At 62.2% G+C, this 15,886-nt stretch carries 13 protein-coding genes and 1 tRNA gene; 1 reads left to right on the top strand and 13 read right to left on the bottom strand.

Translation table 11 applies throughout. The features are described from left to right. Positions 1–119: 119 nt before the first annotated feature. The 9 genes from cyoD to ACVOLL_RS00845 form a co-directional block, all read right to left on the bottom strand. Positions 120–458: a cytochrome o ubiquinol oxidase subunit IV gene (gene cyoD / locus ACVOLL_RS00885; protein ID WP_282271076.1), complete on the bottom strand. Its 339-nt coding sequence runs from the start codon at positions 456–458 to the stop codon at positions 120–122. Then, the gene (gene cyoC, locus ACVOLL_RS00880; RefSeq protein WP_481511135.1) at positions 458–1,096 is read right to left on the bottom strand and encodes a cytochrome o ubiquinol oxidase subunit III; all 639 of its coding nucleotides are present in this window, start codon (positions 1,094–1,096) and stop codon (positions 458–460) included. Before cyoC ends, cyoD begins: the two co-directional genes overlap by 1 nt. Then, on the bottom strand, positions 1,093–3,090 hold the full coding sequence (gene cyoB / locus ACVOLL_RS00875) for a cytochrome o ubiquinol oxidase subunit I (protein WP_481511134.1): 1,998 nt from the start codon (positions 3,088–3,090) through the stop codon (positions 1,093–1,095). The genes cyoC and cyoB overlap by 4 nt, the downstream gene beginning before the upstream one ends. Positions 3,091–3,092: 2 nt before the next feature. Beyond that, entirely contained in the window at positions 3,093–4,196 is a 1,104-nt protein-coding gene (gene cyoA, locus ACVOLL_RS00870; RefSeq protein WP_481511133.1) for a ubiquinol oxidase subunit II, read from the bottom strand. 617 nt (positions 4,197–4,813) lie between these two features. Next, positions 4,814–4,889, bottom strand: a tRNA-Thr gene (locus ACVOLL_RS00865). Positions 4,890–5,055: 166 nt separating this feature from the next. Continuing rightward, positions 5,056–5,949 carry a catalase gene (locus tag ACVOLL_RS00860; protein WP_481511132.1) on the bottom strand — a complete coding sequence of 298 codons (894 nt, stop codon included), beginning with the start codon at positions 5,947–5,949 and terminating at the stop codon, positions 5,056–5,058. A gap of 62 nt (positions 5,950–6,011) precedes the next feature. Then, complete coding sequence (locus tag ACVOLL_RS00855; RefSeq protein WP_481511131.1) at positions 6,012–7,493, bottom strand: aldehyde dehydrogenase family protein; 1,482 nt, start codon at positions 7,491–7,493, stop codon at positions 6,012–6,014. 18 nt (positions 7,494–7,511) lie between these two features. Beyond that, complete coding sequence (locus ACVOLL_RS00850; RefSeq protein WP_481511130.1) at positions 7,512–7,769, bottom strand: putative antibiotic biosynthesis monooxygenase; 258 nt, start codon at positions 7,767–7,769, stop codon at positions 7,512–7,514. Next, a complete protein-coding gene (locus ACVOLL_RS00845) occupies positions 7,769–9,361 on the bottom strand; it encodes a GMC family oxidoreductase (RefSeq protein WP_481511129.1) in 1,593 nt (530 codons plus the stop codon). Before ACVOLL_RS00845 ends, ACVOLL_RS00850 begins: the two co-directional genes overlap by 1 nt. An 86-nt stretch (positions 9,362–9,447) precedes the next feature. Between ACVOLL_RS00845 and ACVOLL_RS00840 the strand changes: the two genes are divergently transcribed. Further along, positions 9,448–10,461 carry a LysR family transcriptional regulator gene (locus ACVOLL_RS00840; protein WP_481511128.1) on the top strand — a complete coding sequence of 338 codons (1,014 nt, stop codon included), beginning with the start codon at positions 9,448–9,450 and terminating at the stop codon, positions 10,459–10,461. Positions 10,462–10,516: 55 nt separating this feature from the next. Here ACVOLL_RS00840 and ispH read toward each other — a convergent pair whose 3' ends face one another. The 4 genes from ispH to ACVOLL_RS00820 all read right to left on the bottom strand — a co-directional run bounded on the left by ispH (position 10,517) and on the right by ACVOLL_RS00820 (position 15,880). Beyond that, positions 10,517–11,467 carry a 4-hydroxy-3-methylbut-2-enyl diphosphate reductase gene (gene ispH, locus ACVOLL_RS00835; RefSeq protein WP_481511127.1) on the bottom strand — a complete coding sequence of 317 codons (951 nt, stop codon included), beginning with the start codon at positions 11,465–11,467 and terminating at the stop codon, positions 10,517–10,519. Positions 11,468–11,519: 52 nt separating this feature from the next. Continuing rightward, the gene (lspA, locus tag ACVOLL_RS00830) at positions 11,520–12,026 is read right to left on the bottom strand and encodes a signal peptidase II (RefSeq protein ID WP_481511126.1); all 507 of its coding nucleotides are present in this window, start codon (positions 12,024–12,026) and stop codon (positions 11,520–11,522) included. 78 nt (positions 12,027–12,104) lie between these two features. Then, positions 12,105–14,936, bottom strand: a complete 2,832-nt coding sequence (gene ileS, locus ACVOLL_RS00825) for an isoleucine--tRNA ligase (protein WP_481511125.1) — start codon at positions 14,934–14,936, stop codon at positions 12,105–12,107. Further along, entirely contained in the window at positions 14,933–15,880 is a 948-nt protein-coding gene (locus tag ACVOLL_RS00820) for a bifunctional riboflavin kinase/FAD synthetase (protein ID WP_481511124.1), read from the bottom strand. The genes ileS and ACVOLL_RS00820 overlap by 4 nt, the downstream gene beginning before the upstream one ends. Between the last annotated feature and the right edge of the window lie 6 nt (positions 15,881–15,886).

Raw genomic sequence — 15,886 nt, 5'->3', positions numbered from 1 at the left:
GGCTGGCTGATGGCTTGTTGGGAACGCCCTTGCCGTGCATGGCTCGGCACTACAGAAAGGCCGCAAAAACAAAGGCCGCCTTGCGGCGGCCTTTGCTGTGCATCAAGCGATCAAACCGCTCAGTGCATCATGTGGTGATTCATGTTCCACATGACCCACAGCGTGCCCAGCACGATGATGCCGATCACCACCAGGGTGAACATGCCGGCGTTGACGTTCCAGCGGGCAGCCGAGGAACGGTCAAGGTGCAGGAAGAACACCAGGTGCACCAGCAGCTGCAGGATGCCTGCAACCACGATCACCGCGCCGGTGGCGAAGCTGGACATGCCACCGCTCATCACCACCCAGAACGGGATGATGGTGAGCACGGCAGCCAGCACGAAGCCGATCAGGTAAGACTTGACGCTGCCGTGGCTCTCGCCAGCGGCACCGTGTGCATGATTGTCATGTGCGGACATTACATCGCTCCCGACAGATAAACGACAGAGAACACGCCAATCCAGACCAGATCCAGGAAGTGCCAGAACAGGCTCAGGCACGCCATGCGGGTCTTGTTGCGCGGGGTCAGGCCATCCTGCTTGAGCTGGACGAACATCACCGCCAACCACAGCAGACCAGCGGTCACGTGCAGACCGTGGGTACCAACCAGGGCGAAGAACGCCGACAGGAAGGCACTCTTGTCCGGGCCGTGGCCGTTATGGATCAGGTGGTTGAACTCCCAGATTTCCATGCCCATGAAGCCGGCACCCAGCAGCCAGGTGATGGCCAGCCAGAAGAACATCAGGCCCTTCTTGGACTGGTGCATGGCGATCATGCCCAGACCGAAGGTCAGCGAGGACACCAGCAGCAGCGCGGTTTCCCACGCTACGAACGGCAGCTCGAACAGGTCCTTGGCCGACGGGCCACCATTGGTGCCGCCGGACAGAACCACATACGTCACGAACAGGGTGGCGAAGATGAGCAGATCGCTCATCAGGTACACCCAGAAACCGAAGACGGTGTTCTCGCTGGTGTCGTGATGCTCGTGATGGTCATCGCCATGGTCCGCAGCGTGCGCTGCGGAACCGTGGGTCATCGTGTGGGCGTTCGTGCTCATGCCTTCACCTCGGTCTTCACCAAGCCCTGAGCTTCCAGGTGCTTACGGTGTTCGTTCTCGATACGTTCCACCTCGGCAGCCGGCACCCAGTAATCCACGTCCTTGTCGAAGGTACGGTAGATGAAGGTGGCGATCATGCCGACCAGGCCGATGATGGCCAGCACCCACATGTGCCAGACCATCGCAAAGCCCAGCACCAGGCTGAACGCGCCGATGACAACACCGGTACCGGTGTTCTTCGGCATGTGGATGTCGCTGTACTTGGCCGGCTTCTGCCAGGCTTCGCCGCGCTGCTTGCGGTGCCAGAATTCGTCCAGCTCCTCACCCTTGGGCAGGGTGGCGAAGTTGTAGAACTGCACCGGGGAAGCGGTTTCCCACTCCAGGGTACGGGCATCCCACGGATCGCCAGTCAGGTCAGCATTCTTCTTGCGGTCGCGGATGGACACGGCGATCTGGATCACCTGGCACAGGATGCCCAGGGCGATGATCGCAGCACCAATCGCAGCAACCACGAAGTACGGCTGGTAGTCCATGTTCGGGTAGCTCTGCATACGACGCGTAGCACCCATGAAGCCCAGTGCGTACAGCGGCATGAAGGCCACATAGAAGCCGATGAACCAGCCCCAGAACGCACGCTTGCCCCAGGTTTCATTCAAGGTGAAACCGAACATCTTCGGCCACCAGTAAGTGATACCGGCAAACATGCCGAACACCACGCCGCCGATGATGACGTTGTGGAAGTGGGCAATCAGGAACAGCGAGTTATGCAGCACGAAGTCGATGGCCGGGATCGCCAACATCACGCCGGTCATGCCGCCGATGGTGAAGGTGACCATGAAGCCGATCGTCCACAACACCGGCGAGGTGAAGTGCACGCGGCCGCGGTACATCGTGAACAGCCAGTTGAAGATCTTCACGCCGGTCGGGATCGAGATGATCATCGTCGTGATGCCGAAGAAGGCATTGACGTTGGCACCCGAGCCCATGGTGAAGAAGTGGTGCAACCACACCAGGAACGACAGCACACCGATCGCACAGGTGGCGTAGACCATGCCCTTGTAGCCGAACAGGGTCTTGCGCGAGAACGTGGCGATCACTTCAGAGAACACACCGAATGCCGGCAGCACCAGGATGTAGACCTCGGGGTGACCCCAGATCCAGATCAGGTTGATGTACAGCATGGCGTTGCCGCCACCATCGTTGGTGAAGAAGTGCGTACCCAGGTAACGATCCAGGGTCAGCAGCACCAGGGTGATGGTCAACACCGGGAAGGCAGCAATGATCAGCAGGTTGGTGACCAGAGCGGTCCAGCTGAACACCGGCATGTGCATCAGCTTCATGCCCGGGCTACGCATCTTGAGGATGGTGATGAAGAAGTTGATACCGCTCAGCGTGGTACCCAGGCCTGATACCTGCAGCGCCCAGATGTAGTAATCCATACCTACGCTTGGACTGTATTCCAACCCTGACAAGGGTGGGAACGCCAACCAACCGGTCGCGGCGAATTCACCGATCCATAGCGAGATCATCATCAGGCCGCAGCCTGCGACGAACAGCCAGAAGCTCAGCGAGTTCAGGAACGGGAAGGCAACGTCGCGGGCACCAATCTGCAGCGGCACCACCAGGTTCATCAAACCAGTGATCAGCGGCATGGCCACGAAGAAGATCATGATCACGCCGTGGGCGGTGAAGATCTGGTCGTAGTGGTGTGGCGGCAGATAGCCTTCAGCGCCGCCAGCAGCAACCGCCTGCTGGGCACGCATCATGATCGCGTCGGAGAAGCCGCGCAGCAGCATCACGAACGCCACGATCAGGTACATCGCGCCGATCTTCTTGTGGTCCACCGAGGTGAACCACTCCTTCCACAGGTAGCCCCACAGCTTGAACTTGGTGACCGCGGCTACTACAGCCAGGCCGCCCAGCATCGCGCCGATGAGGGTGGAGAGCACGATGGGATCGTGCGGCAGTGAATCAAGAGAGAGTTTTCCAAGCATCGTCATTCTCCCGAGGTGCCGTGGCCGGCATGTGCGGCTTCGGCGGGCTCGTTGGCATTGTGACCGGCGTGGCCGTCAGCCTCGGCGGCAGCAGGAGCAGCGGCGGCAGGAGCGTCATGGCCCATGGCGGCGTGATCCATCGCGTCGTGGCCCATCGCAGCGTGGTCCATGGCTTCGGGCTGCATCGCCTCGTGGCCAGCACCTTCGTGCGACATCTTCTTGCCATCGTGCTTCATGCCGAAGTGGTGATTCTCACCGGCGTGCTTGGCAATGATGGTGTTGAACAGGCCCTTCTCGGTGCTGCCGTAATAGGTCACCGGGTACCAGTCGTGGTTCTTCTCGGCACCCAGTTCGGCGAAGGACTTCTGGTCCAGCACCTTGGCGTCGCCACGAACCTTGGCCAACCAGGCCTGGTATTCCTCATTGCTCACCGCATGTGCGGTGAAGTGCATCTTGCTGAAGCCGGCGCCGCTGTAATGCGAGGACAGGCCTTCATAGCTGCCAGCTTCGTTGGCAACCAGATGCAGCTTGGTCTCCATGCCGGCCATCGAGTAGATCATGCTGCCCAGATGCGGAATGAAGAACGCGTTCATCACCGTATCGGCGGTGATCTTGAAGTTCAGCGGGGCATCAACCGGGAAGGTCAGCTCGTTGACCACGGCGATGTTTTCTTCCGGGTAGACGAACAGCCACTTCCAGTCCAGCGAGATCGCTTCAATCACCACCGGCTTGGTATCGGACTCCAGCGGCTTGTACGGATCCAGCGCGTGCGAAGAACGCCAGGTCAGCACGGCCAGGACCAGGATGATCATGCACGGGATCGACCAGACCACCACTTCGATGGCGGTGGAGTGAGACCAGTTGGGCTCGTAACGGGCCTTGGTGTTGGATGCGCGGTACTTCCACGCGAACACCAGCGTCAGCACGATCACAGGAATGACCACCAGCAACATCAGCACCGTACAGGTGATCAGCAGCGTGAGTTCATCCCGGGCGATCTGGCCCTTGGGGTCAAACAAGGCCCAGTCGCAGCCCGTCATCATGACGGCCATAGCGACAATGAGGCCCGGACGCAAAAAGCGTCCAAGAGTTTTCAACGGAATCATCGGTCGATCCAATTGCGAGGGAGAGCCGGATCTGGCAAGCCCATACATGCAAACGCAAACGAGCGCCCGGGGATTGCCCACCGGGAGACATGTAGGGGGTTGTCAGATTTCAGCCCCGCAATTTTAGGCCTTCACACGCCACTTAAGAAAGGGATTGACAATGATTTCGCGCAGCAAAAGCGGGCAATCCCGTGCGACACGTTGTCGCACCTGGGTGGTGCATGAGGCAGATTCGGCAAAGCCCCGCACTGATCACAGCGGGGCTCGACCCTGCTCCATCTTCTCCCGCATGGGCGTCGAGCGTTTTCAGATGGCATGGACGCGCCCATCCAGGCCGCACCTGACATCAATGAATGCGGCTGCCCGCACAACCATGACCGCCAGACGCGTTCAGGTTTATGAGCACAATACCCCCGCGCAACATCACATGTTCAACTGCATATCGCCAGAGCAGCACCCGGCGCAGTCACAGGCATCTCGATATGAGCAGCGCCCGGTGCAGCGATTCCTGTCGCTATCAGCATCACCCAAGCAATGCACCCAGCAACCTACCACCTGCACGCAAGTAACCACCCACGGGCACCCAAAGAAAAGGCCCGCACAAAGCGGGCCTGATCTGGTGCCGGAAATAGGAATCGAACCTACGACCTACGCATTACGAATGCGCCGCTCTACCAACTGAGCTATTCCGGCGAAGTCGCGAATTGTAGGCAAAAGGAGCAGCTGCGGTCAATCCACCGGTTGCATGGGACTATCCAGAGGCTCAGGACAACTATCACTGCCCCCCCACGCGAGTGCCACGGGGAGGCAGCCAAACCGGATTGAGGGAACAATCACGGTGCACGATCCAAGGCGCTCACTATCGCCCCAACCGCCGCGCCGCCGCCAACCGATACGCCCGCAGCCGCGCATGCAACATCGGGTCCCCGGCAAAACCTATCCCCGCCGGCAACAGCGCCGGGTCGAAGGCCTCTTTGCGCTGCGTGGCCTGCTGCGGCAGCAACCGCTCCAGCCAGATATGGCCCAGCGCGAACGATGGCGCGGCCGGGTCCCAGCCGCGGGTGATGTCGGTCGGGTCCTCGCCTTCGGGCACCGGGGTGAACAGCAGGGCGAATACCACGCTGCCTTTGGACAGTTCCCCGCGCATACGCTTGTCCAGGTAATCAGGGCCATCCGGCGGTGCGCGGGCGACGTAGGGTTTGGTCGCGCGCACACTGAGGCGCCCGATCCGGGCATGCCCGTCCGTGGCGATCAGCCGATAGGCGTGCAGCATGTGGTAGTCCAAGGCGCTGAAGCTGCTGGTCACTGCGCCCGCACGCAACTCCTCGAAATGAGCCACCGCCGGGCAACCCACCATCTGTGCAGCCAACGTCGCTGGCGAGCGCTCGCGATGATTCAGCGCGTTCAAAAAGGTGAGAAACGCTTCCGGGTCACCGGCTGGAAAGCCCTCCAGCGAATGCCCGACCAGCACCATCGCCGCTTTGTTGCCGATCCGCAGCGCGAGGCCGCGCGGCTCGCCTGCGGGGTTGCGTTGATCGATATGCGGATTGGCGCCCGAGCTTGAGAAGCGCGCGAGCACGCGCAGATCCTCGCCACCGAATACCGCGGCCATGCAGAACTGCGATGCGGTCGAAGTGGCGCGGAAGTGCCCTTCCACCAGCAGGCCGCGCGCATGATTTACTCGACCACCGGCCGCAGCTCTTGCCCCGAATTGCAGGGCAGCGAACAACGCCTGCGACATGTCTGTCGCCATTGCCATGTCCTCGCACCGCAACACCCTGGCAGCAAACTCAGCTCGCGGATGTGCGGCACTGTTCAGCGCTCGACCAGACCTGGACGGAGCGCGATGTGTTTGTACTCAAGAAAATCCTCCAGCGCGGCCAATCCATTGAGCCGCCCCAGCCCTGACTGTTTGAAACCGCCCTCCTCCGTGCCGTCAAACACCCGTGCCCAGTCGTTGATCCAAACCGAGCCGGCATCAAGTGCCTCAGCCACGCGTAGTGCGCGGTCCACGTCGCGCGTCCATACGCTGGCAGCCAAGCCGTATTCGTTGTCATTGGCCAGGCGGATCGCCTGCGCCTCGTCACTGAAGCGCTGGATGGTGAGCACCGGGCCGAAGGTTTCCTGCTGAATGATCGGCAGCGCGTTGTCGAACACTTCCAGCAAGGCCGGACGGAAGAAGGCACCTTTGCGCAACGCTCCAGTAGTGATCGGTCCGCCGCGTTCAACCACGATCGCGCCGGAACTGATCGCCTCCTGCACAATCGCATCTACCCGTTCCACGTTTGCGCGATCAATCAGCGGTCCCATGTCGCTGCTCGGGTCAGCCGCAGGCCCTACCTTGACCATGCGCAGCCGTGCGCCCATGCCATCACGCACCGCATCGTAGATGTGGTCATGCACGAGCAGCCGCGAGCCGGTCATGCAGAACTGTCCGCTGAAGACCGTCAATGCTTTTTCTATCACCGGCAGCGCCTGGCCCAGGTCTGCGTCTTCAAACAGGATCATCGGCGTCTTGCCACCCAACTCCATACCGAAGCGCTTCAGGTGTTTTGCACCCGTGCTGCTGATCGCCCGGCCGGTGCGGGTCGAACCGGTGAAGCTCACCACCGGCACCTGCGGTGCGTCCACCAGATAGCTGGCCCCCTCGGGGCCACTTTCAAAGAACAGATTGATCACCCCACGCGGCAAGGATTCGGCTTCGCCCATGATCTTGGCCATGGTGCTGGCGGTCTGCGCTACCTGCGAAGGCAATTTGATCACCGCGGTGCAACCGGCAGCCAGCGCTGGTGCCAATGAGCGTATGGTCAATACAACGGGCGAATTCCACGGCGCGATCACCGCTGCCACACCCATGGGCTGGCGCAGGACCATTGACAGCCGGCCCGGTTTTGGCCGCAACGCGCGGCCTGCTTCCAACATCGCCGTCGCCGCCGAATAGCGCAGTTTGCTCGGCACCATGTCCAGTTCAAACGCGGCCTCCGCAGCGACCTTGCCGTTCTCCAGCGACAGGATCTCGGCCAAGCGATCGCGGTTGCGCTCGAATGCCTGCGCCAGCTGTTCCAGCACCCGCGCACGCAACTCGTGGTCGTGCGCCCACAGGGTCTGCTGGAAGGCCTGTGATGCCGCAGACACCGCCGCCATCGCTGCAGCGCGACCATTGTCCGGATAACTGCCGATCACCTCATAGGTCGCCGGATTGATCGACTCCTTCAGCACACCGTCAAAGCGCGGTATGCCGTTGATCCAGTTGGCGGCGCGGCGCAATTGCTCTGGTGATTTAGTTGCCCCGTTCATGGGACCTCCACGCGTTGTTTACTCATGATCGGCAGGGCCGCGCCTGACTCGCAGCCAGTGACGCTGCACTGCAGACAACAGCAGCTCCACCAACGGCGCGCTGATATTGACCACGATCGGCACGATGATCAGCGTCGATCCCATTACCCGCAGTGGCAGCGGCCAATGCCGGAAATGTGGGCCCAACAGACTCAACACCGTCAGCACGGTTGGATACACCGCCAGCCAGATCAGCGCGGTGCGCTTCAGCCGTGCCGCGAACTCGGGGCACCACATCAGCTATCCGCATCCCGCATCCATTGGCTGATGCGCTCAGCCAACATGATCACCGTTGGGTTGGTTGCCACGCAGGGCACATCCGGGAATGCCGAGGCATCGGCAACACGCAGGCCATCAATGCCGCGTACGCGCCCTTGATAGTCGAGCACCGCGTGCGCATCGTTGGCACCACCCATCGGCGCGGTGGAAGTTGGGTGGTGATAGATATCCAAGGCCATCGGCAGCGCCGCCTCCAAGGCCTCATACGAGGTCGACAGGGCGCCCGGCACCATTTCCTCGGCAATCAGCTCCGCCAGCGGTCCTTGTCTGGCGATGCGCCGGATCAGTTCGATACCTTCCACCATCAGTTGGCGGTCCTGCGCTTCGGCCAGCAGGTTGAACGCGATGACAGGCGCCACGTCGGCCGCTCGCGAACGCAGCGTCACCGTACCCAACGACCGCGGCCGGGTCAGCGCCAAGGCCAGCATGAAGATGGCGCCAGTTGGTGAGGCATGCGGTTCACCGTAGTGAACTGCCGACACATGGAAGTCGCCGACGTTGGCTGCCGCTTTGGACGATTTCGCCCACAGAATGGCGCCCACGGGAGGTAGCGGCAGACCCAACCGATCCGGACGGGCGGCCCATGTCGTGTAGAAAAATGGATGCTCTTGCAGGCGCTGACCAACTGGCAGGTTGGCAACCACGTCGATATCCAGTTCCAGCAGGTGCTTTGCCGGCCCAATGCCAGAACGCAGCAAGACCGCCGCTGTGCCGTAGGTTCCTGCACTTAGCACGATGCTGCCGGCCTCGATGCGCTGACCATCAGCCAACACCACCGTAGTCGCGCGCTGGCCTTCAAACCCGACCCGGTCAACCAGGGTCTGGCTGCGGATGGTCAGATTGGGCCGCATGCGCACGTCCAGCGATAGATAGGTCATGCCGGTATTGAGGCGCTGCCCCATCCGGTTGTTCATCGGATAAGGGCCCACACCGAACGGCTGGTCGCTGTTGAAGTCAGTCACCTTCGCGAAACCGGCCTCTACAGCGGACGCAACAAAGGCACGCTGCATGTCGGAGACTTCATCGTCCTGCAGGTAGTGGATCGGCCACGGTCCGCTTCGCCCATGAAAGGCATCGTCACCATGCACGGTGCGCTCGCTGCGCTGGAAGAACGGCAGCACATCCTGCGCGGTCCAGTGCTCAAGGCCTGCCGCCGTCCAACGCTCGAAGTCACCGGCCGGTGCCCGCATCGCCACACCCGCGTTGACCGCCGAACAGCCGCCCAGCACTTTCCCGCGCGGCACCGGCATCGTCACGCCAAAAATGTTGGGCTCGGCCGAATAGCCCCAGTCGTGCGCGGCATCGCCGCCAATCATGCTCTGCAAGCGCACTGCGTCAGGATAGGCATCCGGCGTGTAGGCCTGACCAGCCTCTATCAACAACACGCGCCGGAACGGCTCTTCACTGAGCCGGCTCGCCATCACTGCGCCGCCCGAACCGCCACCGACAATCACCACGTCGTAGTACGAATCACCCGAGGTCGCCACCGCATGCGCGCTGTCACCACGCACCTGCATGCCTGTACCCGCGTATTTTTGCCGAGTAGCCATGGCAAGAACCTCCTTGCAGCAAACCTTTCAAGCCAACCTCCGCCACCTGCAGACGCGGTGATGCAAATGCTGCTAGCAACGGGACCATGGCGATCATCCTCGGCCGTTCATGGCGCGGGCGGAATCCATGCAACCGTCATCACACCCAGGAACAAATGTCCTCAGTCCTCTCATCGCTGGAATCACTGAACGGATTGATCGCGTTCGCCTCCGCCGTACGAGCCGGCAGCTTTTCCGCGGCCCGGCGGCAACTCGGTTTGTCCGCGTCTGCTGTGGGCAAAGCCGTCGAGCGGCTGGAACTGCGGTTGGGCACACGCCTGCTCAATCGCACCACCCGCTCGCTGGCACTCACCGGTGAAGGCGAGGTGCTGTACCACTACGCAGACAAGGTACTGAAGGATCTGCAGGAGGCCGAGCGCGAGTTGCACATGCGGCAGAGCACAGCCAGGGGCCGCTTGAAGATCACTGCCAGCACCATCCTGGGGCGCAAATTCGTGCTGCCTGCACTGCATGACTTCAACGCCCGTTACCCGGAGGTCAATGTCGTACTCAGCCTTGATGCACACCGGCTCGACATCATCGAGGCGGGCTATGACCTGGCGCTATGGGCCGGAGAACTAGATGATTCCAGTTTGCAGGCGCGTCGGCTGGGTTCATATGCGCTGATCACCTGCGCCTCGCCGGCGTACCTCGCAGAGCACGGCACACCCGCCTCGCCCTCCGATCTGGATTGCCACTACTGTCTTTACTATCGTCATCGAGACAACGAACGAGTGGAACCATGGCGATTCCTGGGCAAGGCTATCCCCAAGCCGCACAGTCCGGATTGCACCCTAAACGACGCAGGAGCACTGGCTAGCGCGGCACTGGCCGGTCTCGGCATCGTGCAGCTGCCCGACTACATGGTGCGCGAAGAGATCGCCAACGGCCAGTTACGGGAAGTACTGCGCAACCATGCCGCCGCACCAACCGGCATCTTCCTGGTGTGGCCGCCGATGTCGGCACAGGTGCCACGCGTACGCGTCTTCATCGATTTCTTCGCCAGGCATATGAGTGAGCTGTTCAACACCTCAGCCCCCTTTGCTCTGCCGCCACAATGAAGAAAAAAAGCCGGCCCAGGGGCCGACTTCATCGGGAACGAGCGCAACCTCATACTCAGTCCACAAGGCGCAGACGCAGCTCCTTAGGAAGCGCAAACACCATGGTCTCCGGCTCGCCGCCGGTTTCGCGGACGCTGCCAGCACCGAGCTCGCGCAAGCGGGCAATCACGCCATCCACCAACACCTGCGGTGCCGACGCACCCGCGGTCAGACCGATGTGCTGCTTGCCAACCACCCATTGCGGGTCGATCTCGTCGGCACCATCGATCAGGTAGGACTCCACGCCTTCACGACGCGCAAGTTCACTGAGGCGGTTGGAGTTGGAACTGTTCGGCGAACCCACCACCAGCACCAAATCACACTGCGTGGCCAGGTCACGCACCGCATCCTGGCGGTTCTGCGTGGCGTAGCAGATGTCGTCGTTCTTTGGCCCCTGCACCATCGGGAAATGCTTGCGCAACGCCTCGATCACGGCACGGGTGTCATCCACCGACAAGGTGGTCTGGGTGGTGAAGGCGAAGTTTTCCGGCTGCGAGACCTGCAGCGCTTCCACGTCTTCCACGCTCTCGACCAGGTAGATATGCCCCTTGCCGTTCTCACGGTTCCACTGGCCCATGGTGCCTTCCACTTCGGGGTGGCCCTCGTGGCCGATCAGCACCACGTCGCGGCCGGCACGGCAGTGGCGGGCCACTTCCAGATGCACCTTGGTCACCAGTGGGCAGGTGGCATCAAATACCTTCAAGCCACGGCGGTCGGCTTCGACGCGCACCGCCTGCGACACACCATGCGCACTGAAGATGACGGTATTGCCGTCCGGCACTTCGTCGAGCTCTTCAACGAAGATGGCGCCGCGTGCCTTCAGGTCATCGACCACGAAACGGTTGTGCACCACTTCATGGCGCACATAGATCGGCGCGCCCAGGGTTTCGATGGCGCGTTTGACGATCTCGATGGCGCGGTCTACACCGGCACAGAAACCACGGGGATTGGCGAGCAATACGTCCATCTTCAACGACTCCGACCGCTGACGGTCGCAAATGCGGGAACAGGTGCCGGAATCATCCGGCCTTTTTTTCGGCCTTGCCGTCAAGCAAGCCCATCAAGGCGATACCGATGGCGCCGCCCACAATCGCCGCGTCGGCGATGTTGAACGACGGCCAGTAGTGCTTGCCTACATACCATTGAATGAAATCAATGACGTGACCGTGAATCTGGCGGTCAATGACGTTGCCGATGGCACCGCCGATCACCAGCGCATACGGCAGCGCGCTGCGCCAGTTGGCGCGCGGCGTGCGCGACAGCCAGAACGCCATCAGGCCGCTGATCGCGATCGCCAGGAAGGTAAAGAACCACAGCTGCCAGCCACCGGCATCACTGAGGAAGCTGAATGCCGCGCCGGTGTTGTAGGTGCGGTACCAATTCCAGAAACCGTCGATCACCGGCACCGGGGTGAACTCGGGCAGGCTGGACAGCACCCAGGCCTTGCTCCACTGGTCCAGGCCGATCACGGCCACGGATACCAGCAGGTAGATCAACGCATTGGGTTTAACAGCCTTTGCTTGCATGTAATACGCCTGTAGTGGACTGCGATGAAACGGATGGAGCGCTGATCACTACCCCATCCGCTTCGGGTGACGGCTTGCTTAGAACCAGCGGCGATCTTCGCCAGCGCCGTCGATGTTGCTGACGCAACGGCCGCACAGCTCCGGATGCGCCTCGACCGAGCCGACATCGGCGCGGTAGTGCCAGCAACGCACGCACTTGGCCTTGTCGGTCGGCTGCGCGCTGACAAACACCTCATCGGTAGTTGCCGGGCGCACGCTGACATCGCCACTGATGAACAGGAAGCGCAGTTCCTCGGCCAGCGGCTGCCAGCGTGCTGCCTGCTCTTCGTTGGCAGCGACGGTGATCTCCGCTTCCAATGCGGCACCGATGGCGCCATTGGCGCGCATCGGCTCCAGCACCTTGGAGACCTGCTCGCGCAGTGCCAGCAGCTGGTCGAAATCGGCTGCGGTCAGCTGTGCATCGGCCGGCAACGGCGCCAGGCCGTCATACCAGGTGGAGAACAGCACGTTGTCGACGCGCTTGCCCGGCAGATAGCCCCACAGCTCTTCGGCTGTGAAGGTCAGGATCGGCGCAACCCAGCGCACGAACGCTTCGGCGATATGGAACATCGCACTCTGCGCCGAACGACGGCCGCGCGAATCTTCCTGCATCGTGTACAGGCGGTCCTTGGTCACGTCCAGGTACAACGAGCCCAGATCGACGCTGCAGAAGTTCAGCAGCAGCTGCACGATCTCGGCCATGTTGTAGTTGGCGTAGGCGGCCTTGATCTTCTCCTGCAGCTCGAACGCGCGATGCACGATCCAGCGGTCCAGGGCGACCATGTCCGGCAATGCCACCAGATGCTGGGCCGGATCGAAACCATCCAGGTTGCCGAGCAGGAAGCGCGCGGTATTACGCAGGCGACGGTAGGCATCGGCGTTGCGCTTGAGGATTTCCTGCGACAGCGACATCTCATTGCTGTAATCGGCCGAGGCGATCCACAGGCGCAGGATATCCGCGCCCAGGGTGCGCATGATTTCCTGCGGCTCGATGCCGTTGCCCAGCGACTTGGACATCTTGCGGCCGTGCTCGTCCACGGTGAAACCATGGGTCAGGCACTGCTTGTACGGCGCATGCTTGTCGATGGCCACACCGGTCAGCAGCGAGGACTGGAACCAGCCGCGGTGCTGGTCGGAACCTTCCAGGTACAGGTCGGCCGGCTTGCCATAACCACGTGCCAGCAGCACGCCTTCGTGGGTGACGCCGGAGTCGAACCAGACATCGAGGATGTCGGTGACCTTTTCGTACTGGGCGGCTTCATCGCCGAGCATTTCGGTGGCGTCCAGCGAGTACCAGACGTCAATGCCGGCCTGCTCCACGCGGTCGGCCACCTGCTGCATCAACTCGACGCTGCGCGGATGCGGCTCGCCGGTTTCGCGGTGGGTGAACAATGCGATCGGCACGCCCCAGGTGCGCTGGCGGCTGATGCACCAGTCCGGGCGGCCGTCGACCATGCTGCTGATACGCGCCTTGCCCCAGCTCGGGAACCAGCCCACGCTGTCGATGGCAGCCATCGCGTCGTCGCGCAGATTGGCCTTGTCCATCGAGATGAACCACTGCGGGGTGGCGCGGAACACGACCGGCTTGCGGTGGCGCCAGCAATGCGGGTAGCTGTGCTGGATTTCAAAGAAAGCCAGCAACGCGCCGCTTTCGCGCAGCACCTCGACGATCAGCGGCTGTGCTTTCCACAGGTGCTGACCGGCCAGCTCGACGGTGCCAGCCGGCGGCGTCGACGGCAGGTACACACCGCCGCCGTCGATCGGATTGATCTGGCCAGCGTTGTACTTGTCCATCAGCCCGTACTGCTGGCTGACCGCGAAATCTTCCTGACCGTGGCCCGGCGCGGTATGCACCGCACCGGTACCGTCGGCATCGGACACGTGTTCGCCGTTGAGCAACGGGATGTCACGGTTGGCATAGAACGGGTGTGCCAGCAGCTGGTTTTCCAGCGCCGAACCCTTGGCATGACCATGCACGACCACCTCGGTCACGCCGTAGCGGCCCAGCGAGCGCTCAGCCAGCGCCGAGGCCAGCACCAGCCAGCGCGGCTGGCCGTTGTGGGCCGGGCCTTCGACCAGCGCGTATTCGATGTCCGCACCCAGCGACACCGCCAGCGAAGCCGGCAGCGTCCACGGCGTGGTGGTCCAGATCGGCACCGCTACTTCCACACCGGCCGGCAGCTCGACACCGAAGCTGGCAGCCAGCGTCTTGGAGTCGCGCGCGGCATACGCCACGTCGATGGCCGGCGAGGTCTTGTCCTGGTACTCGATTTCAGCTTCAGCCAGCGCCGAGCCGCAGTCGAAGCACCAATGCACCGGCTTGGCGCCGCGCACCAAGTGGCCGTTGGCGACGATCTTGGCCAACGCACGGATTTCATTGGCCTCGAAGTCGAAGCTCAGCGTCTTGTACGGATTTTCCCAATCGCCGATCACACCCAGGCGCTTGAAATCAGCGCGCTGCAGGTTGATCTGCTCTTCGGCGTACTCACGGCACTTCTGCCGGAACTGCTCGGCATCAAGCTTTACGCCGACCTTGCCCCACTTCTTTTCGACCGCGATTTCGATCGGCAGGCCGTGGCAATCCCAGCCCGGCACGTAGGGCGCATCGAAGCCGTCGATGTAACGCGACTTGACGATGATGTCCTTGAGGATCTTGTTGACCGCGTGGCCCAGGTGGATCTGGCCATTGGCATACGGCGGACCGTCGTGCAGCACGAACAACGGGCGACCCTTCGCGTTCTCACGAAGCTGCGCGTAAATGCCCTGCTCTTCCCAACGTGCCAGGATGCCCGGCTCGCGCTTGGGCAGGTCGCCGCGCATCGGGAATTCCGTTGCTGGCAGATGGAGGGTGGCTTTGTAATCCTGGCTCACGCGGTAGCTCGCAATCTGTGTTCGTTGAGGATGCGACGCGCCTGTTCTGCGTCGCGGTGCATCTGCTCGGTCAACGCCGGCAGATCGTTGAACTTCTCTTCATCCCGCAGCTTGGCAACGAATTCAACTTCGATGTGACGGCCGTACAGGTCGCCATTGAAGTCGAACAGATGCGCCTCAAGCAGCGGCTCCACACCTTCAACCGTGGGGCGCGTGCCAAAGCTCGACACCGACGGCCATGGCTGCTCGAACACGCCGTGCACCCACGTAGCGTAGATACCAGAAAGTGCGGGTGTTTTCGGGAAACGCAAGTTGGCGGTGGGGAAGCCCAGGGTACGGCCAAGCTGACGCCCACGCACAACCCTGCCACCGATCGCATACGGACGACCCAGCAATTCGCCGGCATGGGCGAACTCGCCGGCCACGATCAACTCGCGGATGCGGGTGCTGGAAATGCGCTCCCCGTTCAGGTGAACCGGTTCGATCTCGCCGGCGACAAAGCCGAGCTCGGCGCCCATCGCCTGCAGCAGCGCGATATCGCCGCCACGGCGGTTGCCGAAATGAAACTTGGGACCGATCCAGACTTCGCGCGCACCGAGCCGGCGCACCAGCATGTCGCGGACGAAATCCTCGGCGGTGATCGCCGCCATCCTGCCGTCAAAACGCAGCAGGCCGACGCTGTCGACCCCCAGCTCGCGCAGCGTGGCGACCTTGTCACGGGCCAGCATCAGCCGCGGCGGCGGGTTGTCCTTGGCAAAGAACTCGCGCGGCAGCGGCTCGAAGCCCAAGGCCACGGCTGGCACACCCAAGGCGCGGGCACGGGCAACTGCGTGGCGCACCAGCGCCCGATGGCCCAGGTGCAGGCCATCGAAGGCACCAATGCAGACCACGCTTCCCTGCGGGAACAACACCCCGCCTTCGACGTCTCTAAAAAGCCTGCTCATTCCATC

The sequence above is a fragment of the Stenotrophomonas sp. STEN035 genome, from assembly GCF_056759935.1.
This window is presented reverse-complemented; position numbering and strand designations above follow the sequence as displayed.

Bases quoted from the DNA above. Each gene is read 5' to 3' on its own strand.
- ACVOLL_RS00840 (WP_481511128.1), top strand. From the start codon at position 9,448: ATGGCGATCATCCTCGGCCGTTCATGGCGCGGGCGGAATCCATGCAAC.
- cyoA (WP_481511133.1), bottom strand. From the start codon at position 4,196: ATGATTCCGTTGAAAACTCTTGGACGCTTTTTGCGTCCGGGCCTCATT.
- ispH (WP_481511127.1), bottom strand. From the start codon at position 11,467: ATGGACGTATTGCTCGCCAATCCCCGTGGTTTCTGTGCCGGTGTAGAC.
- ACVOLL_RS00860 (WP_481511132.1), bottom strand. From the start codon at position 5,949: ATGGCGACAGACATGTCGCAGGCGTTGTTCGCTGCCCTGCAATTCGGG.
- cyoB (WP_481511134.1), bottom strand. From the start codon at position 3,090: ATGCTTGGAAAACTCTCTCTTGATTCACTGCCGCACGATCCCATCGTG.
- ACVOLL_RS00820 (WP_481511124.1), bottom strand. From the start codon at position 15,880: ATGAGCAGGCTTTTTAGAGACGTCGAAGGCGGGGTGTTGTTCCCGCAG.
- ACVOLL_RS00850 (WP_481511130.1), bottom strand. From the start codon at position 7,769: ATGTGGTGCCCCGAGTTCGCGGCACGGCTGAAGCGCACCGCGCTGATC.
- ACVOLL_RS00845 (WP_481511129.1), bottom strand. From the start codon at position 9,361: ATGGCTACTCGGCAAAAATACGCGGGTACAGGCATGCAGGTGCGTGGT.
- cyoC (WP_481511135.1), bottom strand. From the start codon at position 1,096: ATGAGCACGAACGCCCACACGATGACCCACGGTTCCGCAGCGCACGCT.
- cyoD (WP_282271076.1), bottom strand. From the start codon at position 458: ATGTCCGCACATGACAATCATGCACACGGTGCCGCTGGCGAGAGCCAC.
- lspA (WP_481511126.1), bottom strand. From the start codon at position 12,026: ATGCAAGCAAAGGCTGTTAAACCCAATGCGTTGATCTACCTGCTGGTA.
- ACVOLL_RS00855 (WP_481511131.1), bottom strand. From the start codon at position 7,493: ATGAACGGGGCAACTAAATCACCAGAGCAATTGCGCCGCGCCGCCAAC.